24 protein-coding genes are annotated in these 22,332 nt (G+C 68.1%); 6 read left to right on the plus strand and 18 right to left on the minus strand.

Annotated elements, in window-relative coordinates:
* Window positions 1–7: 7 nt before the first annotated feature.
* The 5 genes from urtD to NFW30_RS20140 all read right to left on the minus strand — a co-directional run bounded on the left by urtD (window position 8) and on the right by NFW30_RS20140 (window position 5,507).
* Complete coding sequence (gene urtD / locus NFW30_RS18790) at window positions 8–850, minus strand: urea ABC transporter ATP-binding protein UrtD (protein WP_295349516.1); 843 nt, start codon at window positions 848–850, stop codon at window positions 8–10.
* Window positions 847–2,022, minus strand: coding sequence for an urea ABC transporter permease subunit UrtC (gene urtC, locus NFW30_RS18795; RefSeq protein WP_295349518.1), 1,176 nt, complete (start codon window positions 2,020–2,022; stop codon window positions 847–849). The genes urtD and urtC overlap by 4 nt, the downstream gene beginning before the upstream one ends.
* A 20-nt stretch (window positions 2,023–2,042) precedes the next feature.
* Window positions 2,043–3,644 (minus strand): urea ABC transporter permease subunit UrtB, encoded by a 1,602-nt coding sequence (gene urtB / locus NFW30_RS18800; RefSeq protein WP_295349520.1) that lies wholly within the window; start codon window positions 3,642–3,644, stop codon window positions 2,043–2,045.
* A 92-nt stretch (window positions 3,645–3,736) separates the two neighbouring features.
* Window positions 3,737–5,005 (minus strand): urea ABC transporter substrate-binding protein, encoded by a 1,269-nt coding sequence (gene urtA, locus NFW30_RS18805; protein ID WP_295349522.1) that lies wholly within the window; start codon window positions 5,003–5,005, stop codon window positions 3,737–3,739.
* A 427-nt stretch (window positions 5,006–5,432) separates the two neighbouring features.
* Window positions 5,433–5,507 (minus strand): PEP-CTERM sorting domain-containing protein, encoded by a 75-nt coding sequence (locus NFW30_RS20140; RefSeq protein ID WP_363322130.1) that lies wholly within the window; start codon window positions 5,505–5,507, stop codon window positions 5,433–5,435.
* Between the two features lie 383 nt (window positions 5,508–5,890).
* Here NFW30_RS20140 and NFW30_RS18810 point away from each other — a divergent pair, with 383 nt between their 5' ends.
* Entirely contained in the window at window positions 5,891–6,787 is an 897-nt protein-coding gene (locus tag NFW30_RS18810) for an SPFH domain-containing protein (protein WP_295349524.1), read from the plus strand.
* A 42-nt stretch (window positions 6,788–6,829) separates the two neighbouring features.
* Here the strand turns inward: NFW30_RS18810 and NFW30_RS18815 are convergent, their stop codons facing one another.
* On the minus strand, window positions 6,830–7,708 hold the full coding sequence (locus NFW30_RS18815; protein ID WP_295349526.1) for a methylated-DNA--[protein]-cysteine S-methyltransferase: 879 nt from the start codon (window positions 7,706–7,708) through the stop codon (window positions 6,830–6,832).
* Window positions 7,695–7,844: a hypothetical protein gene (locus tag NFW30_RS18820; protein ID WP_363322129.1), complete on the minus strand. Its 150-nt coding sequence runs from the start codon at window positions 7,842–7,844 to the stop codon at window positions 7,695–7,697. The genes NFW30_RS18815 and NFW30_RS18820 overlap by 14 nt, the downstream gene beginning before the upstream one ends.
* A gap of 385 nt (window positions 7,845–8,229) precedes the next feature.
* Between NFW30_RS18820 and NFW30_RS18825 the strand changes: the two genes are divergently transcribed.
* Window positions 8,230–8,781 carry a DUF1439 domain-containing protein gene (locus tag NFW30_RS18825; protein ID WP_295349528.1) on the plus strand — a complete coding sequence of 184 codons (552 nt, stop codon included), beginning with the start codon at window positions 8,230–8,232 and terminating at the stop codon, window positions 8,779–8,781.
* Between the two features lie 31 nt (window positions 8,782–8,812).
* Here NFW30_RS18825 and NFW30_RS18830 read toward each other — a convergent pair whose 3' ends face one another.
* Entirely contained in the window at window positions 8,813–9,187 is a 375-nt protein-coding gene (locus NFW30_RS18830) for a VOC family protein (protein WP_295349530.1), read from the minus strand.
* A gap of 328 nt (window positions 9,188–9,515) precedes the next feature.
* Here NFW30_RS18830 and NFW30_RS18835 point away from each other — a divergent pair, with 328 nt between their 5' ends.
* Entirely contained in the window at window positions 9,516–10,127 is a 612-nt protein-coding gene (locus NFW30_RS18835; protein WP_295349533.1) for a hypothetical protein, read from the plus strand.
* Window positions 10,128–10,223: 96 nt separating this feature from the next.
* Here the strand turns inward: NFW30_RS18835 and NFW30_RS18840 are convergent, their stop codons facing one another.
* The 7 genes from NFW30_RS18840 to NFW30_RS18870 form a co-directional block, all read right to left on the minus strand.
* Window positions 10,224–10,718, minus strand: coding sequence for a DoxX family protein (locus NFW30_RS18840; protein ID WP_295349535.1), 495 nt, complete (start codon window positions 10,716–10,718; stop codon window positions 10,224–10,226).
* A complete protein-coding gene (locus NFW30_RS18845; RefSeq protein WP_295349537.1) occupies window positions 10,715–11,509 on the minus strand; it encodes a DNA-binding domain-containing protein in 795 nt (264 codons plus the stop codon). Before NFW30_RS18845 ends, NFW30_RS18840 begins: the two co-directional genes overlap by 4 nt.
* Window positions 11,506–12,420: a DUF692 domain-containing protein gene (locus NFW30_RS18850; protein WP_295349539.1), complete on the minus strand. Its 915-nt coding sequence runs from the start codon at window positions 12,418–12,420 to the stop codon at window positions 11,506–11,508. The genes NFW30_RS18845 and NFW30_RS18850 overlap by 4 nt, the downstream gene beginning before the upstream one ends.
* Before the next feature lie 29 nt (window positions 12,421–12,449).
* Window positions 12,450–12,761, minus strand: a complete 312-nt coding sequence (locus NFW30_RS18855; protein WP_295349541.1) for a DUF2282 domain-containing protein — start codon at window positions 12,759–12,761, stop codon at window positions 12,450–12,452.
* Window positions 12,762–13,166: 405 nt separating this feature from the next.
* Window positions 13,167–13,721, minus strand: a complete 555-nt coding sequence (locus tag NFW30_RS18860; RefSeq protein ID WP_295349543.1) for a flavodoxin family protein — start codon at window positions 13,719–13,721, stop codon at window positions 13,167–13,169.
* A gap of 28 nt (window positions 13,722–13,749) precedes the next feature.
* On the minus strand, window positions 13,750–14,451 hold the full coding sequence (locus NFW30_RS18865; protein WP_295349546.1) for a pirin family protein: 702 nt from the start codon (window positions 14,449–14,451) through the stop codon (window positions 13,750–13,752).
* Between the two features lie 340 nt (window positions 14,452–14,791).
* Window positions 14,792–15,598: a class III extradiol ring-cleavage dioxygenase gene (locus NFW30_RS18870; protein WP_295349548.1), complete on the minus strand. Its 807-nt coding sequence runs from the start codon at window positions 15,596–15,598 to the stop codon at window positions 14,792–14,794.
* Window positions 15,599–15,693: 95 nt separating this feature from the next.
* On the opposite strand from NFW30_RS18870, the gene NFW30_RS18875 reads away from it, so the two are divergent.
* From NFW30_RS18875 to NFW30_RS18885, 3 genes are all read left to right on the plus strand, one after another.
* Window positions 15,694–16,584 carry a LysR family transcriptional regulator gene (locus tag NFW30_RS18875; RefSeq protein WP_295349550.1) on the plus strand — a complete coding sequence of 297 codons (891 nt, stop codon included), beginning with the start codon at window positions 15,694–15,696 and terminating at the stop codon, window positions 16,582–16,584.
* Between the two features lie 329 nt (window positions 16,585–16,913).
* Complete coding sequence (locus NFW30_RS18880) at window positions 16,914–17,576, plus strand: choice-of-anchor C family protein (RefSeq protein ID WP_295349552.1); 663 nt, start codon at window positions 16,914–16,916, stop codon at window positions 17,574–17,576.
* Between the two features lie 349 nt (window positions 17,577–17,925).
* On the plus strand, window positions 17,926–18,537 hold the full coding sequence (locus NFW30_RS18885) for a response regulator (RefSeq protein ID WP_295349562.1): 612 nt from the start codon (window positions 17,926–17,928) through the stop codon (window positions 18,535–18,537).
* Between the two features lie 191 nt (window positions 18,538–18,728).
* Here NFW30_RS18885 and NFW30_RS18890 read toward each other — a convergent pair whose 3' ends face one another.
* From NFW30_RS18890 to NFW30_RS18900, 3 genes are read right to left on the minus strand one after another with little or no spacing between them, the layout of a single operon-like run.
* Window positions 18,729–20,564 (minus strand): nitric oxide reductase, encoded by a 1,836-nt coding sequence (locus NFW30_RS18890; RefSeq protein WP_295349554.1) that lies wholly within the window; start codon window positions 20,562–20,564, stop codon window positions 18,729–18,731.
* On the minus strand, window positions 20,564–21,568 hold the full coding sequence (locus NFW30_RS18895) for a 4Fe-4S binding protein (RefSeq protein WP_295349556.1): 1,005 nt from the start codon (window positions 21,566–21,568) through the stop codon (window positions 20,564–20,566). The genes NFW30_RS18890 and NFW30_RS18895 overlap by 1 nt, the downstream gene beginning before the upstream one ends.
* 13 nt (window positions 21,569–21,581) lie before the next feature.
* On the minus strand, window positions 21,582–22,322 hold the full coding sequence (locus tag NFW30_RS18900; protein WP_295349564.1) for a CbbQ/NirQ/NorQ/GpvN family protein: 741 nt from the start codon (window positions 22,320–22,322) through the stop codon (window positions 21,582–21,584).
* Window positions 22,323–22,332 lie beyond the last annotated feature (10 nt).

Genomic DNA, 22,332 nt, shown 5'->3' on the forward strand with positions numbered 1-22,332 from the left:
CGTCGCGTCAACGTCCCAGGTAGACTTCGATCACCCGCTGGTCGGCCTGGACTTCCTCCAGGCTGCCTTCGGCCAGCACACTGCCTTCGTGCAGCACCGTCACCTTGCCGCCAAGCTGCTTGACGAAAGCCATGTCGTGCTCGACGACGACCAGCGAATGCCTGCCGGCCAGCGACAGGAACAACTCGCCGGTCCGTTCGGTCTCCTCGTCGGTCATGCCGGCGACCGGCTCGTCGAGCAGCAGCAGCTTCGGCTCCTGCATCAGCAGCATGCCGATCTCCAGCCACTGCTTCTGGCCGTGCGAGAGCAGGCCGGCCAGCCGGTCGGCGTCGGTTGTCAGGCGGATCAACTGCAGCGTCTCGGCGATGCGGTCGCCAGCCGCCGAATCGAGGGTGGCGAAGAGGCTGCGCCAGACCCGCTTGTCGGTCTTCATCGCCAGTTCGAGATTCTCGAACACCGTGTGGTTCTCGAAGATCGTCGGCTTCTGGAACTTGCGGCCGATCCCCATGTGGGCGATTTCGGGTTCGGAAAGCCGTGTCAGGTCGATCGTCTGGCCGAAGAACACCGTCCCCTCGTCGGGTCGCGTCTTGCCGGTGATGACGTCCATCATCGTCGTCTTGCCGGCGCCGTTCGGGCCGATGATGCAGCGCAGCTCGCCGGCGTCGATCGTCAGCGACAGCTTGTTGAGCGCCCGAAAGCCGTCGAAGCTGACCGTGATGTCATCGAGATAGAGGATGACCTTGTGCGAGAGGTCGAGTTGTCCCGGCTTCAGGATGTGGCCGAGCTCGGCGGTGCCGCTGTCCCAGTCCGGGTTGTCGCCGTTCGTCGGCGGCAGGTCGGCGGCGTTCATGCCCCCACTCCCTTCGCCACCGCCGCCGGTGGCTCGCCGGCCGCGGCGCCCTTGCCCCGCCGGCGGGCGCGCAGCCGCAGCCAGAGGCCGACCACACCCTGCGGCAGGTAGAGCGTGGCGACGATGAACAGTGTGCCGAGGAAGAACAGCCAGTACTCGGGAAAGCTGACGGTGAACCAGCTCTTCGCCAGATTGACCAGGAAGGCGCCGATCACCGGCCCGATCAGCGTACCGCGGCCACCGACGGCAACCCAGATGGCGATCTCGATCGAATTGCCGACCGACATTTCCGAGGGATTGATGATCCCCACCTGCGGCACGTAGAGCGCGCCGGCGACGGCACAGAGCATCGCCGACAGCGTCCACACGAAGAGCTTGTACCACAGCGGGTTGTAGCCGATGAACATGACGCGCGACTCGGCATCGCGAATCGCCGTCAGCACGCGGCCGAACTTCGAGCGCACGAGGTAGCGCGCCAGCAGCAGGGTGCCGATCAGCGCCAGCGCCGACAGCGCGAAGAGGACGACACGCGTTTCCGGCGCGGTGATCGGATGGCCGAGGATGCGCTTGAAGTCGGTGAAGCCGTTGTTGCCGCCAAAGCCGGTTTCGTTGCGGAAGAAGAGCAGCATCGCCGCATAGGTCAGCGCCTGCGTGATGATCGAGAAATAGACCCCCTTGATGCGCGAGCGGAAGGCGAAGTAGCCGAAGACGAAGGCGATCAGCGCCGGCACGACGAGGACCAGCAGTACCGCCCAGAGGAAGCTGTCGCTGCCGACCCAGAACCACGGCAGCTCCTTCCAGTCGAGAAAGACCATGAAATCGGGCAGGTCGGATTGATAACTGCCGTCGCGGCCGATCTGCCGCATCAGGTACATGCCGAAGCCGTAGCCACCGAGGGCGAAGAAGAGCCCGTGCCCGAGCGAGAGAATCCCGCCATAACCCCAGATCAGGTCCATGGCGACGGCGACGATCGCGTAGCAGAGGATCTTGCCGACCAGCGTGATGAACCAGGTCGACAGGTGCAGCGGATGGTCGGCGGGCAGCGCCAGGTGCATGACCGGCACGGCGATCAGCGCGAAGGCGGCGAACAGGCCGCTCAACCGCCAGCCACGGGCGTCGAAACTGGCCCCGAGGCGGACGATGAACGGGGTGCGTGCAGGCGAAGGGCGCATGATCCTTGCTTCCCCCACGGTCAGGATTCGACGAAACGGCCCTTGAGGGCGAACAGGCCCTGCGGACGCTTCTGGATGAAGACGATGATGAGGACGAGGACGACGATCTTGGCGACGACGGCACCCGTCCAGCCTTCGAGGAACTTGGTGAACACGCCGAGGCCGAGCGCTGCCCAGACGGCACCGGCAAGCTGGCCGACGCCACCGAGGACGACGACCATGAACGAGTCGACGATGTAGCCCTGTCCCATGTCGGGTCCGACGTTGGCGATCTGCGACAGCGCGACGCCACCAAGGCCGGCGATACCGGCGCCGAGGCCGAAGGCCAGGGTATCGATGCGGCCGGTGGGGACGCCGACGCAGCCGGCCATCGGCCGGTTCTGCGTCACCGCGCGGACGAACATGCCGAGTCGCGAGAGGTTGAGGATCGCCCACATGGCGACCAGCACGGCGATCGAGAAGGCGACGATGATGATCCGGTTCCACGGCAGCAGCAGGTTCGGCAGCAGCTCGACGCCACCGGCCATCCAGCCCGGATTGGCAACCTCGACGTTCTGCGCGCCGAACAGCGTGCGCGCCACCTGCATCAGGAAGAGCGAGATGCCCCAGGTGGCGAGCAGCGTCTCCAGCGGCCGGCCGTAGAGGTGGCGGATGACGATCCGCTCCATCAGCACGCCGACCAGCGCCGCGCTGAGGAAACCCACCGGAATCGCCGCCAGCAGATACCAGTCGAGCGCGCCCGGCAGGTGGGCGCGAAAGACGCTCTGCATCGCCCACGCCGAATAGGCGCCGACCATCAGCAGTTCGCCGTGCGCCATGTTGATCACCCCCATGACGCCGTAGGTGATCGCCAGGCCGAGCGCCGCGAGCAGCAGGATCGAACCGAGCGAGAGACCGGTGAAGGCGCGGCCGAGGTTGTCGGCCCAGGCCAGCCGCTGCTCGATCGAACGGATCGAGGTGCCGGCGGCGGCGCGCACGGCGCTGTCTGGTTCGAGCCAGTCGTCGCCCTGCTTCTGGGTCAACGGCAGGAGAAGCTGGCGGACGCGTGGATCGCTGCTCTCGCCGAGCGTGCGCACCGCATCGAGGCGGACGTCGGCGTCGCTCGAGCCGAGGCTCGCCTGCGCCCGCGCGAGCTGCAGCCGGGCGCGGATCGCGGCATCCTGTTCCGCCGCGAGCGCGCGCTCGAGCAGCGGCAACATCTTGGCGTCAGCATTCTGGTTGACTTCCTGCGCCGCCTGCCAGCGCACCGCTCGCTCGGCCGAGAAGAGGCGCAACGCCGCCAGGGCCGAAGCCAGCTCGCGCCGCACGCGGTTGTTGATGCCGATCGTCTCGACGCCAGCCGGCGGTGGCGTCAGCTCGCGCTTGCTGGCCGCGTCGAAGACGCGTCCACCCTCGCCCAATATCACCACGCGCTCGCCGGCGAGCGCCAGCGAGTCCTCGGCCATCGCCTTGAGCACCGGCTGCGCCTCTTCCGGCGCCGCCTCGACCAGCGCCAGGATGGCGGCAATGCGTCGATCCGAATCGTCGTCGGCGAGCGGCTTGAGCAACTCCGGATCGATCGCCGCCTGCGCGCAGGAGATGCCGAGCAGGCAGATGGCCAGCAGTAATCGCAACTTGTGCATTAATTCTCCCTCGCGCCGAACCCCGCCCGCAATGCCCGCGGCAGGGCGGCCGGCGCGCCCGCAACAGCGGCGCGCGCCATGCCGCTGCCGACCTACCTGCCTTCCGGCCGATCCTTCCGCTGCTCGTTACCCGGGATGAACGGACTCCACGGCTGCGCCCGCACCGGTCCCGGCGTCTTCCAGACGACGGTGAACTGCCCGTCGGCCTTGATCTCGCCGATGAACACCGGCTTGTGCAGGTGGTGGTTCGTCTCGTCCATCTTGATCGTGAATCCCGACGGTGCCTTGAAGGTCTGCCCCGCCATCGCCGCGATCACCTTGTCGACGTCGGTCGACTTCGCCTTCTCGACGGCCTGCTTCCACATGTTGACGCCAATGTAGGTCGCTTCCATCGGATCGTTGGTCACCGCCCTGTCGGCATTCGGCAGCTTCTGCTTGACTGCCCAGGCGCGGTACATCTTCGTGAACTGTTCGTTCTGCGGATTCTTCAGCGACATGAAGTAGTTCCACGAAGCCAGGTGGCCGACCAGCGGCTTCGTGTCGACACCGCGCAGCTCTTCCTCACCGACCGAGAAGGCAACCACCGGCACCTCGGTCGCCTTGATGCCGGCGTTGCCGAGTTCCTTGTAGAACGGTACGTTCGAATCGCCGTTGATGGTCGACACCACCGCCGTCTTCTTGCCTTCGCTGGAGAACTTCTTGATCTTGGCGATGATCGTCTGGTAGTCACTGTGACCGAAGGGCGTGTATTCCTCCATGATGTCGGCGTCGGCGACCCCCTTCGACTTCAGGAAGGCTCGCAGGATCTTGTTCGTCGTCCGCGGATACACGTAGTCGGTGCCGAGCAGCACGAAGCGCTTGGCTTCGCCGCCGTCCTTGCTCATCAGGTACTCGACTGCCGGAATCGCCTGCTGGTTTGGCGCCGCGCCGGTGTAGAAGACGTTGTATTCGAGTTCCTCGCCCTCGTACTGCACCGGATAGAAGAGCAGGCCGTTGAGCTCCTTGAACACGGGCAGGACCGACTTGCGCGACACCGAGGTCCAGCAGCCGAAGACCACCGCCACCTTGTCCTTGCTCAGCAACTGGCGCGCCTTCTCGGCGAACAGCGGCCAGTTCGACGCCGGATCGACGACCACCGGCTCGAGCTTCTTGCCGAGAACGCCGCCCTTGCTGTTGATCTCGGCGATCGCCATCAGGACGGTCTCCTTGAGCGCCGTCTCCGAGATGGCCATCGTGCCCGACAGCGAATGCAGGACTCCGACCTTGATCGTCTCGGCGGCCATTGCGGCGAACGAGTTGAGGCCGAAGGCAGCGGTCACCGCGACCGCCGAGATCGTCTTCATGAAATTGCGACGTACCATCTGTCAGCTCCTCGAGTGTTGTGGGATCGGGAAGAAATCTTCCACGAGGAGGGACAGAGCAAGGAGCGTGCCACTTTCGCAAAGACCCGCTGGAGCAGCCTGGAAGCCACGTTCCGACGTCTTCTGGCGATGCACTCGGCAAGCCTCGTGTGTACCGTCGCACCAGATTGGGGCGGCTGCCGATCGCGAGCACCAGCATGGGTGAGCGGCCACGACGACTCATCCCCAGGCAGACACGGTGCGCGGCAGCCTGCAGGAGCGGGCCCATACGGGAGGGAAGTCGGGAGCGCCGCCAGTCACTGCCGCGCGACCCGCCACCAAAAAAAATGCCGGCGATGCCGGCATGATTTTCTTCGTGACACAGCCTGGCGAACCGGGCCGTGTCACGGGCGGCAGCCCGAAGCGGACCGCCGCCCGATCGTCAGGTTCAGACTGCCCGGCGACGCAGGCCGAGTCCAGCCAGACCGAGACCGACGAGCGCCAGCGTGCCCGGCAGCGGCACCGCCGACTCGACCTCGACATAGGCGCCGCCGCCGCCGAAGGGCGACTGGTTGGCTTTGTTCCGTCTTGTCGGCGTACGGTGGCGACTCGGTGTAAAGCATGTCGACAGTTCTGCAGGCGCGATCGAGCCACGGCGTCGCGAGCCGCAAACCCAGCGTCGGGACGAAGCGGGGCGCTGTGCCAGGCGAGCTCGGTCGGCAGGTTGGGTGCTCGCTCGGCGTTCGGCGACCGAAGCCTCCCTGCCCCGCCGCAAGTCGGGCCCTCCGGCACACCGCGCGCAGGCCTTTGTGGCCGGCAGCCGCGGCGACGCGATGTGACGGCGCCCAGCCTGGCCGGAAGCATCTACAATGAGAAAACCAATGCAACGCTGACGAGGAGTATCCGGTGCGCGAGATCGCTGAAGAAAGGCCGGCTGCGAGCATCTCCGGCTGGCTGGCCCTGCCCCTGTGGTTCGCCTTTCTGGTGTGGGCCCTCTGGCCGTTCATCGGTCTCGTGGCGTGGAACCTCATCGGCCTGGCACTGCCTTTTCCGACGCCGGTTTCGCTGCCCCGGATCCTGGCGATTCCACTGCTTGCCCTTGTCGGCAAGGGCTTCGGCATCCTGCAGCCGAACATCGCCGGCATCTTCACCTTCTTCGGCCGCTATGCCGGCACCCTGCGCCGGGACGGCTTCTACTGGGTGAACCCCTTCTACCAGCGGCAGAAGATGTCGCTGCGCGCGAACAACCTCAACACGCCAACGCTGAAGGTCAACGACCGGGCGGGCAACCCGGTGGAAGTGGCGGCGGTCGTCGTCTGGCGTGTCGCCGACACGGCGCGCGCCGCCTTCGACGTCGAGGACTACGCCAACTACATCGTCATCCAGAGCGAGTCGGCCGTGCGCTCGGTGGTCAGCGCGCGCTGGTACGACGGCGACGCCGACGGCAGGAACTCGCTGCGCGGCGACATGGACGCCGTCGCCGAACTGCTGGCGACGCGAATCCAGGAGCACGTCGCGCTCGCCGGCCTCGAGGTCGTCGAGGCGCGCATCTCCCACCTCGCCTATGCGCCGGAGATCGCCAGCGCCATGCTGCGCCGACAGCAGGCGGAAGCGGTCGTCGCCGCACGCGCCCGGATCGTCGACGGAGCGGTCGGCATGGTCAGGCTCGGCATCGAGCAACTGGAAGCCGAAGGAGTCGTCAGGCTGTCTGCCGAAGACCGCATCAGGCTGGTCACCAATCTGATGACCGTCCTCGTCTCGGAGAGCGAAACCCATCCGGTGCTCTCGGTCGGCAGGGAATAGCGCCCGGCGCCCGGGCGTGCGGCGACGGCCGGGCAGCGGCGATCACGCTTCGTCGCCGGCGGCGGCACGCGTGCGCTCGGCGATGCCGGCCTCCCAGCCGAGCAGCGCCAGCTTGCGGCTGCTTCCCCAGCGATAGCTGCCGATCTCTCCCGACTCGCGGATCACCCGGTGACAGGGAATCAGGTAGGCGATGCGGTTGGCCGCCAGCGCACTGCCGACCGCCCGCTGGGCGTTGGGCGCGGCCGCCCGCCGCGCCAGTTCGCCATAGGAGATCAGCGTACCGGGCTCGACGCGGATCAGCGCCTCCCAGACCTTGATCTGGAAGTTCGTTCCACGCAGCAGCAGGTGCAGGGTGCCGCGCGCCGGCGTGGCGGGAAAGATGCGGGCCAGCAGCCGCCGCGCCTGCTCGTCATCGCGCACGGTCGTCGCCGCTGGCCAGCGTGCCAGCAGCTCGGCGAGCATCGCCGGCTCGGCCATCGAGCAGAAGGCGAGATGGCAGACGCCGCGCGCCGTCCACGCGATCAGTGCGTCGCCGAAGGGGGATGGCGCGAAACCACAGGAGATCTCGATGCCGAGGCCGCCCGAGCGGATCTCGCCAGGCGACAGCGCCTCGCAATGGACCATCAGATCATGCAGGCGGCTGCCGCTGCTGAGACCGCTGTCGGCCGCCACGGACAGGACGTCGCGTGCCTTCGCCAGTTCGCGCCGGGCGTGTTCCTTGGTCAGGTACTGCAGGAAGCGCTTCGGCGAGATGCCGGCCCAGCTGGAGAACAGCCGCTGCAGGTGGAAGGGACTCAGGTGCACGGCGGCGGCGACCTCCTCGAGCGTCGGCTGGGCGCGTGCATTCGCCCGGATGTATTCGATGGCGCGCGCGACGGCGGCGAAGTTGCGCGACTGCTCGTCGAGTTCAGGAGTGGGCATGCCTTGCCTTCCACAAAGCCAGCAGCGATGCCGGCGAGAATCCCGTTGTCAGCCCGGTGGCCGCCAGCACCAGTTTGGCGCCAGGCAGCGTATGCCAGCCGACCGCCTCGCCGAGGAAGAGGTGGCCCCACAGCACGCCGAAGGCCGGATGGCGGACAGGATGAGAAGGCGAATCAGGCTGCAATCGTTCATGGCGCCATCACCACCACGGAAGTGAAAGGATGCCTGAGTCTGCGGCAGGTGCTACCGGAGGCGCAATCCGATTCTTGCTGAGTTTCCCTGCACCATCGGTGCCGGATGGAACTCCTGCCGCGTGGCGAGGCCCGATGGTCGCAAATCCCCCCGCCGTCAGTCTGTCCGGAGCCTGGCGGCAGGGCGCCCGCCGGCCGGAGCAGGATCCGGAGCAAGCCCGTCGACGGCGGCAGGCGGCCGGGCGGTCGCCGCCAACGGGACGACATCGCTTGCCTTCATCAGCTGATCGGCCGACGATGGCGCATTGTCTGAAGCGAACCGGGGACCTCATGCAACTCGCACGCGCGCTGTTTCTTGTCGCCACCCTGCTGGCCAGCGGCCCGAGTGCAGGTGCCGGCCTTTTCGAAAGGGAAGTCGTCTTCTCGCAGGCGGACGTCGACGCGGCCCTGGCCAGGGCGAAGCCGCTGCAACTGTCCTACGGCGGGCTGATTTCGGTCGCCCTGAACGAGCCGCCGACGATCCGGCTCGACGGCGACGATGGCCGTGCCGGCATCGCCAGCGCCGTGGACGTGCAGATGCCGGGCAACCGGCCGCTGCGCGTCGCTGTCGCCGGCCGCGCCGGTCTTCGCTACGATGACCAGCAGAAGGCCTTCTTCATCGACGATCCGGTCATCGACTCGGTGAAGATACCGTCGCAGCGGAAGGAGGCCAACCCGCTCGTTCGTCAGGCGGCCTCGCAACTGCTCGCATCGTACTTCCGGTCGAAGCCGGTCTACGTCCTGCGCGAGAACGGCAACCTGCAGGAAAAGACCGCGCGCTGGCTGCTGAAGTCGGTGCGCATCGAAACGGGCCGCGTGGTCGCCGTGCTGTCGCCGTTCTGATCGGCAGGCGACGACTGCTCGCGCCAAGCGCCTAGACCATCGAGTGCAGGCCGAACATGTTGCCCTCGGTGTCGATGGCCAGCGCACAGAAACCGTACTGGCCGATCGAGAACTTGTCCTTGCAGACCTGACCACCAGCCTTGACGACACGTCCGACCTCGACGGCGCAGTCCTCGCAGCCGAAGTAGACGAGCGTGCTGTTGCCACCCGACGGCATGCCCTCCATCTTCACCAGCGATCCCGACGCGCCGCCGGCGTCCATCTGCATCGGAAAGGCCCACATCTCGATCCCCGGACTATCGAGCTGCGTGAACTCGACGCCGAGGACGGTGGCGTAGAATGACTTGGCGCGCTGCATGTCCTGCACGTAAATCTCGAACCAGCGGACGGGGTTTTCATTGTTCATGCCGATTTCCTTTCAGGGGTGTTTGGTCGATCCGTCGTCGACAACGCGATGCACCGCAGGCCGCATCCATGGACCCGCCGCCACAGCGGCAACCCCGGCAGCCAGCCCAGCGACGGCAGGAATCCCACTGCGCGCCGCTGCCCGACGGCCGGGCACGGTGGCCGGCCGCAGCGGCCTGCGCCGGATGATCGGTCCTGCACCGGCTTTCGTCAAGCACGGTGCCCCGGCAGCACGAATCAACCCTGGGCGACGCGACTCCGGGTTATGATCGGCGCCAGACTCCCGCGGATCGATGCCACGATGGCATGCTGCGGGACCGGGGCAGTCGATGAACGATCTCCGCGACCGAGGGCGACGCAGTCTGCGCGCCGGCGCCCAGACGCTGCCGGCGCCAACCGCCGGCAGCGAGTCCGCTCGCCGCAGCGAGGCTCCGTGCCGCTGGACGCAGATTCTGCTCGTCACCGGCGGCTACGCTGCGGCGCTGGTCGTCGCTGCGGCAGCGGTGGCTGCCCGCTGGCTTCTGCAGGCGGATGCAGACAGCGGTGGCGCTGCTGGCATGGCCGCTTTCGGCGACGCACTGTGGTTCCTGATCGTGTTCGCCGGCGCAGCGATGCCGGCAACCGGCGCCGCACTGTTCTTCCTGCGGACGCGGCCGGTCTTCTGGCGAATCGCATCGCTGATCGCGCTCGCCACCGGGGCAACCGGCATCGCCGCACTGGTCGCCCTGCCGGCCGCGCACTCCGCCACGCTCCCGCCCGCAGCGTGCTCACTCCTGGCGCCACTGCGTCTGCTGCTGGCACCGGGGCTCGCCCTCGCCCTGTCGCTCGCAGCCTTCTTCTCGCCACTGCGGGGCTGCCGCCGCATCCTGCTCGGCTGTGCGGCCTGCGAAGTCATCGTTCTGGTGGGGGCGCTGCTGATCTGGCTCAGGCCTTCGGCATAGCACGGCGACGACGCGGCGGGTCGCAGGCCGGCTGCGCGGCGCGTCCGGCCGGCATCGAGCACGTGGCGCGGCTCAGGCTGCTGCCCGCAGCGCCGGTCAGGCGCCGCCACAGCGGCGGACAAGCAGCGCATCGGCCGACAAGGCGCCACCTCCCCGGGCAACCAGGAAAAGCAGGCCCGCCGCCCAGGTGCCGTGCAGCGCGTACGCATCCGGATAGACGAAGATCTGGATGACCGCCGTCATGCCGAGCAGCGCCAACGCGGAAAATCGCGTCGCCAGTCCGATCAGCAGCAGCAGCGGGAAGAGATGTTCGGCGACTGCCGCCATCGGTGCCGCGACTTCGGGCGCAATGAGCGGCAAGCGGTATTCGTCGCGGAAAAGGTCGAGCAGCGAATCGGCAAGCCGTGGCCAGCCGAACTCGAACTCGCCGCCGACGATGTCGATGCGCAAGCCCTGCACCTTGGTCTGGCCGGACGACCAGAAGGTGGCAGCCAGCGCGAAGCGGGCGAGGAAGGCGATCAGCGAGTCGGGGATGCGGCTGAGCAGCTCGACGGACTTGCGCACGAGACAGCGGTCGGCATGGTCGGTCATGGTTGTTCTCCTTGCTCTCGAGGGGCCTGCCCGATGCCGAGCAGGAGATCGTTGCCGATCAGGAGGCCGAGGGCGGGCGCGGGGTCGAAGGGAGCCTCTTTCGTCGAGGCTTCCTGCACGGCATCGCCGAGCGCCGCGCCGCGCTGCAGCGCGGCGATGAAGCGGGCGGTTGCCGGCGACACCGCGATCACGGCAACCGATAGCCCTTGGCGCAGCACCAGTGCGCATTCGGGTTGCAGCGGGTCGACGGCGGCGAGGTCGCCGATGCCCTGGTGCGCGCCCCAAAGGGAAGCGATGGCAAACGGCGAGCCGACCAGCAGCAGCGAGGAGTGCAGTTGCAGCCGCAGCCTCGGCAGCATCGCGGGGTCGGCGAGACAGGCGGCGACGGCGGCCACCGGCAGCGGCGCGGCATCGGCGGCGTGGAAGGCGAGCAGCCGGGCGTACTCCAGCCGCGCCATGTCGGCAAGGTAGGGCACGCCGGCCGCCGGCGGGAAAGCGGCGACGAAATCGGCAAAACCATCGCCATACCAGGCCAGAACCGGCGACCGCGGCGGCGACCGGCGCGCGAATTCGTGCGCCATGGCGCGGAAGAAGGCTTCGCCGACCAGTTGCTGCACCACCGGAAAGCTGTCCGCCAGTGCGTCGATCAGCGAAACGATCACGTTGTTGCGATGGACTCCGAAGCGTTGCGCGGGGTCGGAGCCGTTCCAGCTGACGAGGCCGGGCGGCGCCGGCTGCGCCGGATCGAGCAGCGCGGCGGCGAAGGCGGCATCGCCGCCGAAGCGGCTCATGCGGCCACCACGCGCATCGCAGCAGGCGCGCGCAACGCATCCAGGCGCCGGCCGGCCTGCAATGCCTCGGCCAGCAGCACCGGGAAAGGCGGCAGATCGTTGTCACGTTCGAGCAGCGTCGCCACCGCACCGGTGAAGCGCAGAGCCTCGTCATACAGCGCCCATACCGCTTCGGCCACCGGCGCAGCGTGGCTGTCGATGAGCAGCGGCGCACCCAGGCTGTCCACATCCCGCGCGAAGCCGGCGAGGTGGATTTCGCCGACTGCCGCCAGCGGCAACGCGCGCAGGTAGGCCTGCAGGTCGCGCCCGTGGTTGGTGCAGGAGACGTAGGCGTTGCTCAGGTCGAGCAAGAGACCGCAACCGGTGCGCGCGACCACTTCGCCGATGAATGCGGCTTCGTCGCGATCGGAAGCGGCAAACTCGACGTAGGTGGACGGGTTCTCGAGCAGCATGCGGCGCCCGAGTCGGTGCTGCACGCGGTCGATGTGCTCGCAGACGCGCTGCAGTGTCACCGAGTTGAACGCCACCGGCAGCAGGTCGTTGTAGTGGTTGCCGCCGTGCGACGACCAGGCCAGGTGCTCGGAAAACGATTCTGGCTGGTAACGGTCGAGCAGCGCGGCCAGCCGGTCGAGGTGGGCTTCGTCGAGCGGCGCCTCGCCGCCGATCGACAGGCCGACGCCGTGGATCGACAGCGCATGGTCGGCGCGGATGCGGCCGAGGTAATGGTGGAAGGGGCCGCCCGGCACCATGTAGTTCTCGGCGTGGATTTCGAAGAAGCCGAGCGCCGGCTTCGTTTCGAGCACCTCGAGGAAGTGCTCGGGCTTGAGCCCGACGCCCGCGGCGGCGGGCAGCGACGCCCCGCCGCCGCGCGCGGCGACAACCGCCGCCCGTGGCTTGCCGATGTCAGACATGACGAGGCGCCGGATCCCGGATCCGCCGCTCAGGCCTTCTTCTCCTTGAATTCCTTGAGCTGCCCCATGCCGGTCGGCGAGGTCGGCGACGCCGTCTTCTCGCACGTGCCAGCAGGGACATAGGTCCAGGCATTGCCCTGGTGGTCCTTCGTCGAGCTGCCCGCGCACGAGGTACCGGGACCGGCCTTGCAGTCATTCTTGCCCTTCATGGCGATGCCGTAGCACTTCTCCTTGGCCGCGTCGGCGGCGATGGCCGGCGCGGCGGCCATGCTCAGGGCAGCCCCCAGGGCAAGGGCAAGGGCGGCAGCGGAGGCATGGCGGGTGGTGTCGTTCTGATGCATGGTGAGACTCCTTCTCGATCGGTCAAGTGGGTCGGTGGACCATTCGCGGCAGCGTGGTCCGCTCATTGGACGAACTGATCGACGAATCCTTACAGATGCCGACGGGCATTGGCTGCGGGCCCCGGCGCGGCTTGGGTCGCGGTGTAAAGTGATCCGACAGCTGCCACGGGACAGACCGTGACCTATTTCTCGTCACCCGTTCGCGTCGCCACGGCGACCACCACCACCTCGCCTGGCGCGCCCGGCGCTGCCGCGCTGCGGACAGATGGCCCAAGCACTCGGGTGCTCGCCCAGGGCAATCCCTGTCGGTCGTCAGCCGCGTGTCGTTGCGCACCCGGCGCAACAGGTTGCGTCCGCAAGGGAACCGTGGTCGGCCCCGACGGCTCCGGCAGCCGTCACGGCCGCTCAGCGCCGGAAGCGGACGGTCAGATCCGCCACGCGCTGCCCGAACAGGCGCGCGGTCTCGAGATCTCCCGGCAGCATCTCGTCCGCGCCACCGTCGGCGGGCGAGGTGGCCATGGCACCGCAGAACGAGCCGACGTAGTTGAGGTCGTTGCGCTGCGCGGCACTGGTGTTGGCGGGCATCATGCCGGTGCCGACCCAGACGCCGCCGTGCTGCATGGCGAGCGTGAACAGGTAGTGCAGGGTGGACAGCTTGTCGCCGTTCATCGTCGCGCTGTTGGTAAAGCCGGCAAACAGCTTGTCCTTCCACACCTGGGCGAACCAGGGCTTGCTCGACGCATCGGCAAACTTCTTGAACTGCCAGCTGACGCTGCCCATGTACGTCGGGCTGCCCATGATGATGGCGTCGGCGGCGGCGAGGCATTCCCAGCCGCCGGCGGGCAGGTTGCCCTTGGCGTCGATGGCAACCAGTTCGGCGCCGGCACCTTCGGCCACGGCCTGCGCCATGCGCAGGGTGTGGCCGTAACCGGAATGGAAGACAACGGCGATCTTGCTCATGGTGAATCTCCTTGTGCGGGTTGGCAGATCAGGGGGCGAGATCGAAAACGAGGACTTCGGCGTCGTCCCCGTCGCCGAGTTCGAGGTGCTCTTCAGCGGCCACCGATGCGCCATCGCCGGCACGCAGGAGGTGGCCATTGACGATCAGGCGGCCGCGGACGAGATGCACGTAGGCCTTGCGCGCCGGGTCAAGCGGCAGGCTCGCCGATTCCGCGCCGTCGAACAGCCCGGCGTGGATCGCGGCATCGGCATGGATGGTCAGCGAACCGGCGGCGCCGTCGGGCGAAGCGATCAGTCGCAGGCGGCCGCGCTTTTCGAGGGCGGCGAAGTGCCGCTGTTCGTAGCCCGGTTCGATTCCCTTGCAGCGTGGCTCGATCCAGATCTGCAGCAGATGGGTAGGCTGGTCGGGCGCGTGGTTGAACTCGCTGTGGCGGACCCCGCGTCCGGCGCTCATCCGCTGCACGTCACCGGGCGGGATGTCGGTGCCGTTGCCGAGGCTGTCCCGGTGCCCGAGCAATCCGGCGGTGACATAGGTGACGATCTCCATGTCGCGATGGCCGTGCGTGGCAAAGCCGCCAGCGACCGCGATCAGGTCGTCGTTTAGGACCCGCAGGTTGCCCCAGCGCATGTACGCCGGGTCGTGATGGTCGGCAAACGAGAACGAGTGATGGCTTTTCAGCCAGCCGTGGTTCGCGTGGCCGCGGTCTTCTGCTTTCCTGATCTGCAGCATGGGCTTCTCCTGTGATGGCAGCGGCAAAGCGCTGCTCATCGATCGATGGTCGTGCTGAGAGGTTGTGAAGAAATCGTCGCGAGCAGGCCGAGATGCAAGGCGCGATGGAGCGAACGACGAGACATATCAAGTGGATAGGCGAGGAGTGAGCGACTGAGCAACGCAGCAGATCGGTCGCGCAGTAGCTTTATTCACAACCTCTGAGTGCCATGGCGGCGTCGGCGCCCGGCACCCCGACCGCGGCCGACGCGTCGCTGCCGCCGCAGCCAGTGCGCACACCCCCCGTGATGGCGTGGGTGCCGATCGCATCCGTCGCGCCTGCCGCCCGTTGCACGCGCCGTCAGGCGCTGACGGGGGCAAAGGAATAGGCATCCATGGCGATGACGAAATCGTCAACACCGGCATGGATGCGCTTGACCCGGGGCAAGTCGCCGGCCGCCCCGAGCGCGACGAAGAGCGGCAGCAGGTGCTCCTCGCTCGGATGCGCGGCGACTGCGCCCGGCGCCTGCCGGCGGTAGTCGAGCACGGCCGCCGTGTCGCCCGCCTGCAGGCGCTCCGCCAGCCAGGCCGGGAACTGGCGGACATAGGCGGGGATCGCGCCGCCGTCGCCTGCCGCCCGCTGGTAGTCACGCAGGTTGTGCGTGACGTTGCCGGAAGCGATGACGAGAACGCCACGGCGCAACAGCGGTGCCAGCGCCCGGCCGAGCAGCCACGCCTGTTGCGGGCCGCCAAGGCTCTGCAGCGAAAGCGGAATGACCGGTACGTCCGCCTGCGGAAACATCAACCGCAACGGTACCCAGACACCATGGTCGAGACCGCGCGCAGGCGCCCGTTCGGCCGCCATCCCGGCAGCGCGGATTGCCGCGAACACTTCTTCTGCCACCTCGCGGCAACCGGTTGCCGGATAGCTGATCGCGTACAGCGCCGAAGGAAAGCCGTGAAAATCGTGGATGGTCAGCGGCCGGTCGGCGAAACCGACCGTCGGCACGGCGGTATCCCAGTGCGCGCTGACGATGACGATCGCGCGCGCTGGCGGCAACGTGCGGGCGAGGTCGGCGATGGCTGCGCCGGCAGCGCCTGGTCGCAGCGCGAAGGTCGGTGCGCCGTGCGGTACGAACAGTGCGGGTTGCGTCTGGCTTGTTTTCATTTGGCAGGGTCCGGATGCGATGGACGAACTGTAGACCTTCCTTCACGATCGAAACAGGCGACAATCTGCAAGTCATCATTGCTCATGGAGCAACAATGGACCGACTCGAGGCCATGAGACTCTTCCTGCGCGTCGCCGAGCTCGGCAGCTTTGCTGCCGTGGCGCAGCAGCTCGGCGTCGCACGCTCGGTCGTCACGCGGCAGGTGGCAGCGCTCGAGACCCATCTCGGCATCAGGCTGATGGAACGTAGCACGCGCCACCTCTCGCTGACCTCGGCCGGCGCCGCCTACCTGGAAAAGTGCCGGCTGATCCTGCATCTCGTCGATGCCGCGGAGACGGATGTCGCGGCGGAGCGCGCCACGCCGCGCGGCACCATCCGGCTGAGCCTGCCGCTGAGCTTCGGACTCAAACGGCTGGCACCGCTGTTGCTCGAGTTCTCGCGCCTCTATCCGGAAGTGGGGCTCGACATGGACTACAGCGACCGCCGGGTGCACCTGATCGAGGAAGGCTTCGACGTGTCGATCCGCATCACGCGCCGGCTCGCTGGCGGTGACGTGGCACGACGGATCGGCTCGGGTCGCATGCTGGTGGTCGCGGCCCCCGCCTACCTCGCCCGCCACGGGCAGCCGCAACATCCATCGGAACTGATCCATCACGAGTGCCTGGGATATACCACGGGCGGCGCCGTGCCTGGCTGGCAGTTCCTCGTCGACGGGAAAGTGGCGAGCTTTGCCGTGCGCAGCCGCATCCAGGCAAACAATGGTGAGGTGCTGGGCGAAGCAGCGGCGCAGGGCCTCGGAATCAGCCTGCAGCCCGACTTCATCGTCGAGGACTTGCTCGCCGCCGGCCGCGTCGAGCCCATCCTGACCGCCTTTCCCGCTCCCGGACTCGGCATCTACGCGATCCTGCCGAGCAACCGCCATGTGCCGCACCGCGTCCGCGTGCTGATGGACTTCCTGGCAGCCGGCGTCGGCGCGAGCGGCTGACCGCGGCCATCACCGCAAATGCGCTCGGCCTGTGCGCTTTCGCACGGCGATCGAGCACGCGATGCGGGATGCTTCAACCATGGCCTCGGGCGGCAATTCCCGCGGGCCCTGATTGCCCCACCGCAACGTCGTGCTGCTCCGGTCCAGAGTGGAAGACGGCCCGGCGACACTGCCGCCGCGCGCTGCGTGCTTGCTACAGGCTCGTGCATGGCGCCCGGAGCGAAGCGACAGGCGAACAGGGCAGCGAGCGTTGCTGCTGCCAAGTCCCCGGCATGCCGGGAGCGGCACGGGCCGCCAGTTCTCCATTTCACCACCCAGGAAAATTCACGATGACCATAGGTACAACCGCCCGCCTGCTGACGTTCGTCGGCGCCCTTTCGGCCGCCGCTCTGGCGCATGCCACGCCCTTCCAGAACGGCAGTTTCGAGACCGCCGCCGTCAACCCGGGCACCTTCACCACGCTTGGCCTCAACAACAGCCAGATCGCCGGCTGGACGATCAGCGGCGGCAACGTCGACTACATCGGGAGCTACTGGCAGGCAGCCCAGGGCAGCCGCAGCATCGACCTCGCCGGCAACACGCTGGGTACGATCAGCCAGACCTTCGACACCCAGATTGGCTGGCTGTATACGGTCGAGTTCGCGGTGGCCGGCAACACCGACGGCGGCCCGGCAACGAAGCTGCTGCAGGTCGTCGCCGGCAACGAGCAGGCCCAGTTCTCGTTCGACCAGAGCGGCAAGTCGCGATCGAACATGGGCTGGCTGGACTACAGCTTCCAGTTCACCGCCGACACGGCGCAGACGACGCTGAGCTTCTCGGCACTCAACGGCACCTGCTGCTACGGCGCCGCGCTCGACGACGTGCGTATCACGGCGCAACCCGGCGCCGTACCGGAACCCGCTTCGGCACTGCTCGTCGGCCTGTCGCTCGCCGGCCTCGGCTGGTCGCGGAGCAACCGCCAGCAGCGGCGGCCGCAGGGCGAGCACCGTTAGGGCCTTGCCGGCCGCGGCGGATCGTCGCGGGCTTGCCCACGGCGCACGCGGCGAGCCTTCGAGAACGATGCTTCATCCGCCGCGCCGGCTTGGCGAACCTGCGTTGCAGAAGCGGTCCGCTGCGATCCAGGACACCTCGCACGGCATCCGCGGGGCGGTCGGCGCAGGCATCCGGCGGCTCCCGAGAGCCGCATTCCGCCACGACGCCAGCCGTTCCGACGACGACTGCCAGGGGAAAAGAGGTTCCGCTTGCCCTGTGACATCGCGTCGCGCGGCAATCCGTCGCCTTCCCCGGCAGCCTCCCGGTCGTTATGCTCGACACATCTTCGATGGCGGGGTCGTGCTGACGATGCAGGCAGGCGGGAAGTGTTTTCTGGTGGTCGAGGATGATCCGGCCTTCTCGCGCGTCCTGACGCGGGGCCTGCGTTCACGGGGCTTCGCTGTGACTCTGGTGACGACGGCGGCGCAGGCACTGCCTGTCGCACGGGAAGTGGCGCCCGACTGCGTCATCCTCGACCTCAAGCTGGGCAGCGACTCGGCTCTGCCATTGATCCGGCCACTGCGTGCGCTCTCCGCGGCAACGCGCATCTGCCTGTTGACAGGCTTCGCCAGCATCGCGACGGCGATCGAGGCGATCAAGCTTGGTGCCCATCACTACCTGGCAAAGCCCGTCCACATCGACGAGATCCTGGCGACCCTCGGTTGTGCTGCCGCCGCAAACTCGCCCGTCGAGCAGCCTTCGCTTGCGCTGCGCGGCAGGCAGCACACCCTCGATGACGTCGAATGGCGCCATATCCTGAAGACCCTCCGCGACTGCGACGGCAACATCTCGCGCGCGGCGCTGGCACTCGACATGCATCGGCGGACGCTGCAACGCAAGCTGGCGGCACGCAACCGCGGCGACCGTGGCGCCGCGCTGTCGCGCGTGCTGCGGCCGCCGGCCAAGCGCTTGCCGCCGTGAAGGCCGGCGGCGAAGCGTTCCACGCCCGATCCGCCGTTCGGCAGCCTGGGCCATCGCGCGCGCGGTCGGTCGTCGCGCCGATGGCGTCCGCCGAGAACTCGCCGCGCCTCGGCGCCCGTTGGACAGATTGCCTCGCTCGCTGACCGGCGCCAAGCATCCACGCCGACCGGCGACGATCCCCGCGCAACCCCTCAACGCGTCAGCTGCGCATACAGCCGCGGCAGTCGCAGCGCCAGTTCCTCCGGCCGCCTGACGACCGTATGGCCGGCGGTCCCGAAGAGGTGCGGCAGGTAATCCTCGCCGGCATGGTCGATGGTGATGCAGAAGGGCTCGAGCCCCTGTCGACGTGCCTCGATGACCGCCATCCGCGTGTCCTCGATGCCGTAGCGCCCCTCGTAGTGGTCGATGTCGTGCGGTTTGCCGTCGGAAACGATGAGCAGTGGCCGCAACCTCGCCGGCTGTGCGGCGAGCAGGGTCGTTGCCCGCCGCACGGCCGCGCCGAGGCGCGTGTAGTAGCCCGGCCGGATCGCCAGGATGCGACCGCGCACGGCATTGTCGTAGCGCTCGTCGAAGGTCTTGATTTCGTGGAAGCGAACCAGGCTGCGCTTGAGCGACGAAAAGCCGTACATCGCGAAGCGGTCACCCGTGGCCGCGAGCGCCTCGCCGAAGAGCAGCATGCCGTCACGGATGAGATCGATGACGCGGTGCGTGTCGCTGACCCAGGCGTCGGTGGACAGCGAAAGATCGGCAAGCACCAGGCAGGCGAGATCGCGCTCGTGGCGCTGCAGCGCGCGGAAGCTGGCCGGAAGCGAAGCGCCGATGCCGGCGACGCGATCGGCATGCCCGCGCACGCAGGCGTCGAGATCGATCTCCTCGCCGTCCGGCTGCGCCTTCAGCCAGCTGTGCGCCGGCGCGAGGCAGGCAAACTGCCGGCGGATGTGCGCTGCGGTACGGCGCAGCTGCAGCGGCAGCGGTACCGCCGCCGCATCGCGCGCCCGCATCGTCTGCAGCCGGCAGTAGTCCAGGCGCAGCACCCGACGCCGCCAGTCCCATTCCGGCAACCGGATGCCGTCGGCGAGAATGAGCTCGTCCTCGGCGGCGGGCGGCAGGTCGAGGTCGAAACGGATGCGCGAGGCGGGATTGGCACCGGCGTCATCGGCGAGCGTCAGCTTGTCGAGGTCGTCGGCTGCGCGGGCGGCATCCGGATCCTCGTCATCGTCGATGTCGCGATTCACGCGCACGAATTGCGCCCATGAGAGCAGGCTTTCGGCGCGGAAAGGGAGCAGGAAGGGTGACTTGCGCTCGGGCATGCCGACGCGTTCTGCAGCACGCCGCTTGCCATCGCCCGGGCGCTGACGACTGCCGCCGGCACCGCCTGCCGCTGCTGCATGGGGTCGCTCGCCGGCGGCACCGGCCGGCGGTGGTGCGTGCAGCCAGAGCGGCACCGGTACGGGTGGCCGGCGACACGACGGCAGGCTGGCGACGCTGCCGGGCTCCTGCAGTGCGCTGCGGATCGCCGCCTCGCAGGCCGCCTCATCGCCAGGGAGCGTCGCCGGCGGCGGACGCGTCGCGAGTACGGCTTCGACGAGACGCCGGTAGCGTGGCAGCAGCGCAGGCTGCCGCCGCAGCAAGGCGCTGCTCAGACGCTGATTGCGCACGAACCAGTCGTCGCCGCAGTCCGCTGCATCGCTCGCGGCGAGCAGGGCAAGCCAGACGTAGAGATCGCGGTTCAGTTCGCGCTCGGCGAAGAGGGCGATCATTTCGGGCAGGCGCAGTGTTTCCGCGTCGACCGATGCCTGCGCACGCTTCTCGCCGCTGCCGGCGATACGCTCGATCAGCCGTCGCCGGGCACCGTGACGCGCCTCGCTGGCGGCGACGATGCGCACCCCGGCGCTGCCGCCGAAGGCGCGGTAGAGGACGCCGACGCTGCGCTCGACCTCGTGCAGCGACACCGCCGCCTCGGGGTGCTCGCGGCATGCGACGCGAGTGATGAAACGGTCCCAGACACCGCCGATCCACTCTTCCATCAACCGTCTCCCCGCGCAACTGCCGGTGCCTTGCCGCGGCGGCCGATGAGGCTAACCGGCGCCTCGCTCTGCCGCGCGGCCTCGCCTTCGATCCAGCGCAGCAGCGGCTCGCGTCCGCGGCCCGCTTCGACGGTGGCGCATGCGCTCAGGCACTGGCCACACTGCGTGCAGGTAAACATCTTGCGTTTGGCGAGTCGCGGTCGCAGACGCATCGGGCAAACGCCTTCGCAGACGGCGTGGCCGGGGCCGTCGGCGGCGTAGCAATCGGCGCAGTGGGCGGCGCGGCCGCGCGCGAAGCCGACCACCATGGCACCCCGATTCGCCATCCAGAGCAGGCTCTGGAAGACACCGACAGCGCAGCCGAACCGACAGAAGAGGTGGCGCGCGAGAAGGAATTCGGCGGTGAACACGACCGTGGCGATGCTGATGAACAGCGCCTGGTTGCGCGTCGGCGAGCGGGCGATCAGATTGCCATAGACCTCGGCCGGCGGCAGCAGGTAACTGAGCAGGACGACCGCCCAGACGAAGCCGACGGTGGCGGCAGTCGGCAGCAGCAGCAGCCACCACGCGCGATGGCGCGAGATCGGTGATCCGTCCGCATGGCGCGCCGGCAAGCTCTGGCGATCCCAGAGCGAGGGCTTGCCGGTGGCACAGCGCATCAGGTCGTTGATCGTCTCGACGACCGCGAAGTGGGGACACAGCCAGCCACAGTAGAGACGTCCCCAGCGCCAGGCGACGATGAGCAGGAGCCCGGCGGCAGCGCCGAGTGGCAGGAAAAGACGCAGGAACAGGTTGGCCGCCATCTCGCCGGCGCCGATGTGCCCGGCGAGAAAGGCGTCGATGCCGAGACGCCATTCCATTCCCATGATCACCGCGTGAGCGGCGACGAGATCGATGCGGAAGATGTCGAACACCGGTGCCAGCGCAAAGAGAAGGAAGAAAGCGATCTGCGCGGCGCTGCGCTTCGCCTGCAGCCGGTCTGGCGTCTCGCCGAGATTGGGCATGCGTCGCTCGCGTTCAGCCGCCGAAGCTGATGGCGACGACCTCCATCAGCGCCGCAGCGGTCTCCTCGTCGTCGGTCAGCGGCTCGACGAGCGCGGCGCGACAGGCATCCGTCGCGCACATCCCGGACTGCATCAGCTTGCCGGCATAGACCAGCAGGCGGGTACTGGCGACTTCCTCGATGTCGATGTCCTGCAGCGCGCGCAGGCGGTTGCCGAGGTCGACCAGCTGGCGGGCGACGAAGATCGCGCAACCGCTCTCGCGGGCGACGATCGCCACCTCGCGCAGCGCCGCCGGGAAGTCGAAGCGCAGGCTGACGAAGCGCTGGCGGGTCGAGGGCTTCATGCCCTTCAATAGGTTCTGGTAGCCGGGATTGTAGGAAACGACGAGCATGAAGGACGGCGGCGCCGGCAGAACCTCGCCGGTGCGATCGATCGGCAACTCGCGCCGATGGTCGGCGAGCGGATGGATGACGACGGTGGTGTCCTTGCGCGCCTCGACCACCTCGTCGAGATAGCAGATGCCGCCGGCGCGAACGGCGCGCGTCAGCGGGCCGTCGCACCAGCGCGTCTCGCCCGCCTCGATCAGGTGACGGCCGATCAGATCGGCGGCAGCGAGGTCGTCGTGACAGGAAACGGTGAACAGCGGCAGACCCAGCCGCGCGGCCATGTATTCGACGAAACGCGTCTTGCCGACGCCGGTCGGCCCCTTGAGTGTTACGTCTTCCTCTCCCAGAGGGCTGAGGCGCTCGCTCATCCCGCGAACG

Origin of the sequence: Accumulibacter sp. (genome assembly GCF_023806635.1) — a bacterium.
Taxonomy (GTDB): Bacteria; Pseudomonadota; Gammaproteobacteria; order Burkholderiales; family Rhodocyclaceae; genus Accumulibacter.

What these genes read in the sequence shown, in the direction of transcription:
- urtD (WP_295349516.1), bottom strand. Translation starts at nt 850, where the DNA reads ATGAACGCCGCCGACCTGCCGCCGACGAACGGCGACAACCCGGACTGG.
- urtC (WP_295349518.1), bottom strand. Translation starts at nt 2,022, where the DNA reads ATGCGCCCTTCGCCTGCACGCACCCCGTTCATCGTCCGCCTCGGGGCC.
- urtB (WP_295349520.1), bottom strand. Translation starts at nt 3,644, where the DNA reads ATGCACAAGTTGCGATTACTGCTGGCCATCTGCCTGCTCGGCATCTCC.
- urtA (WP_295349522.1), bottom strand. Translation starts at nt 5,005, where the DNA reads ATGGTACGTCGCAATTTCATGAAGACGATCTCGGCGGTCGCGGTGACC.
- NFW30_RS18815 (WP_295349526.1), bottom strand. Translation starts at nt 7,708, where the DNA reads ATGCCCACTCCTGAACTCGACGAGCAGTCGCGCAACTTCGCCGCCGTC.
- NFW30_RS18825 (WP_295349528.1), top strand. Translation starts at nt 8,230, where the DNA reads ATGCAACTCGCACGCGCGCTGTTTCTTGTCGCCACCCTGCTGGCCAGC.
- NFW30_RS18830 (WP_295349530.1), bottom strand. Translation starts at nt 9,187, where the DNA reads ATGAACAATGAAAACCCCGTCCGCTGGTTCGAGATTTACGTGCAGGAC.
- NFW30_RS18835 (WP_295349533.1), top strand. Translation starts at nt 9,516, where the DNA reads ATGAACGATCTCCGCGACCGAGGGCGACGCAGTCTGCGCGCCGGCGCC.
- NFW30_RS18840 (WP_295349535.1), bottom strand. Translation starts at nt 10,718, where the DNA reads ATGACCGACCATGCCGACCGCTGTCTCGTGCGCAAGTCCGTCGAGCTG.
- NFW30_RS18845 (WP_295349537.1), bottom strand. Translation starts at nt 11,509, where the DNA reads ATGAGCCGCTTCGGCGGCGATGCCGCCTTCGCCGCCGCGCTGCTCGAT.
- NFW30_RS18850 (WP_295349539.1), bottom strand. Translation starts at nt 12,420, where the DNA reads ATGTCTGACATCGGCAAGCCACGGGCGGCGGTTGTCGCCGCGCGCGGC.
- NFW30_RS18855 (WP_295349541.1), bottom strand. Translation starts at nt 12,761, where the DNA reads ATGCATCAGAACGACACCACCCGCCATGCCTCCGCTGCCGCCCTTGCC.
- NFW30_RS18860 (WP_295349543.1), bottom strand. Translation starts at nt 13,721, where the DNA reads ATGAGCAAGATCGCCGTTGTCTTCCATTCCGGTTACGGCCACACCCTG.
- NFW30_RS18865 (WP_295349546.1), bottom strand. Translation starts at nt 14,451, where the DNA reads ATGCTGCAGATCAGGAAAGCAGAAGACCGCGGCCACGCGAACCACGGC.
- NFW30_RS18870 (WP_295349548.1), bottom strand. Translation starts at nt 15,598, where the DNA reads ATGAAAACAAGCCAGACGCAACCCGCACTGTTCGTACCGCACGGCGCA.
- NFW30_RS18875 (WP_295349550.1), top strand. Translation starts at nt 15,694, where the DNA reads ATGGACCGACTCGAGGCCATGAGACTCTTCCTGCGCGTCGCCGAGCTC.
- NFW30_RS18880 (WP_295349552.1), top strand. Translation starts at nt 16,914, where the DNA reads ATGACCATAGGTACAACCGCCCGCCTGCTGACGTTCGTCGGCGCCCTT.
- NFW30_RS18885 (WP_295349562.1), top strand. Translation starts at nt 17,926, where the DNA reads ATGCAGGCAGGCGGGAAGTGTTTTCTGGTGGTCGAGGATGATCCGGCC.
- NFW30_RS18890 (WP_295349554.1), bottom strand. Translation starts at nt 20,564, where the DNA reads ATGGAAGAGTGGATCGGCGGTGTCTGGGACCGTTTCATCACTCGCGTC.
- NFW30_RS18895 (WP_295349556.1), bottom strand. Translation starts at nt 21,568, where the DNA reads ATGCCCAATCTCGGCGAGACGCCAGACCGGCTGCAGGCGAAGCGCAGC.
- NFW30_RS18900 (WP_295349564.1), bottom strand. Translation starts at nt 22,322, where the DNA reads ATGAGCGAGCGCCTCAGCCCTCTGGGAGAGGAAGACGTAACACTCAAG.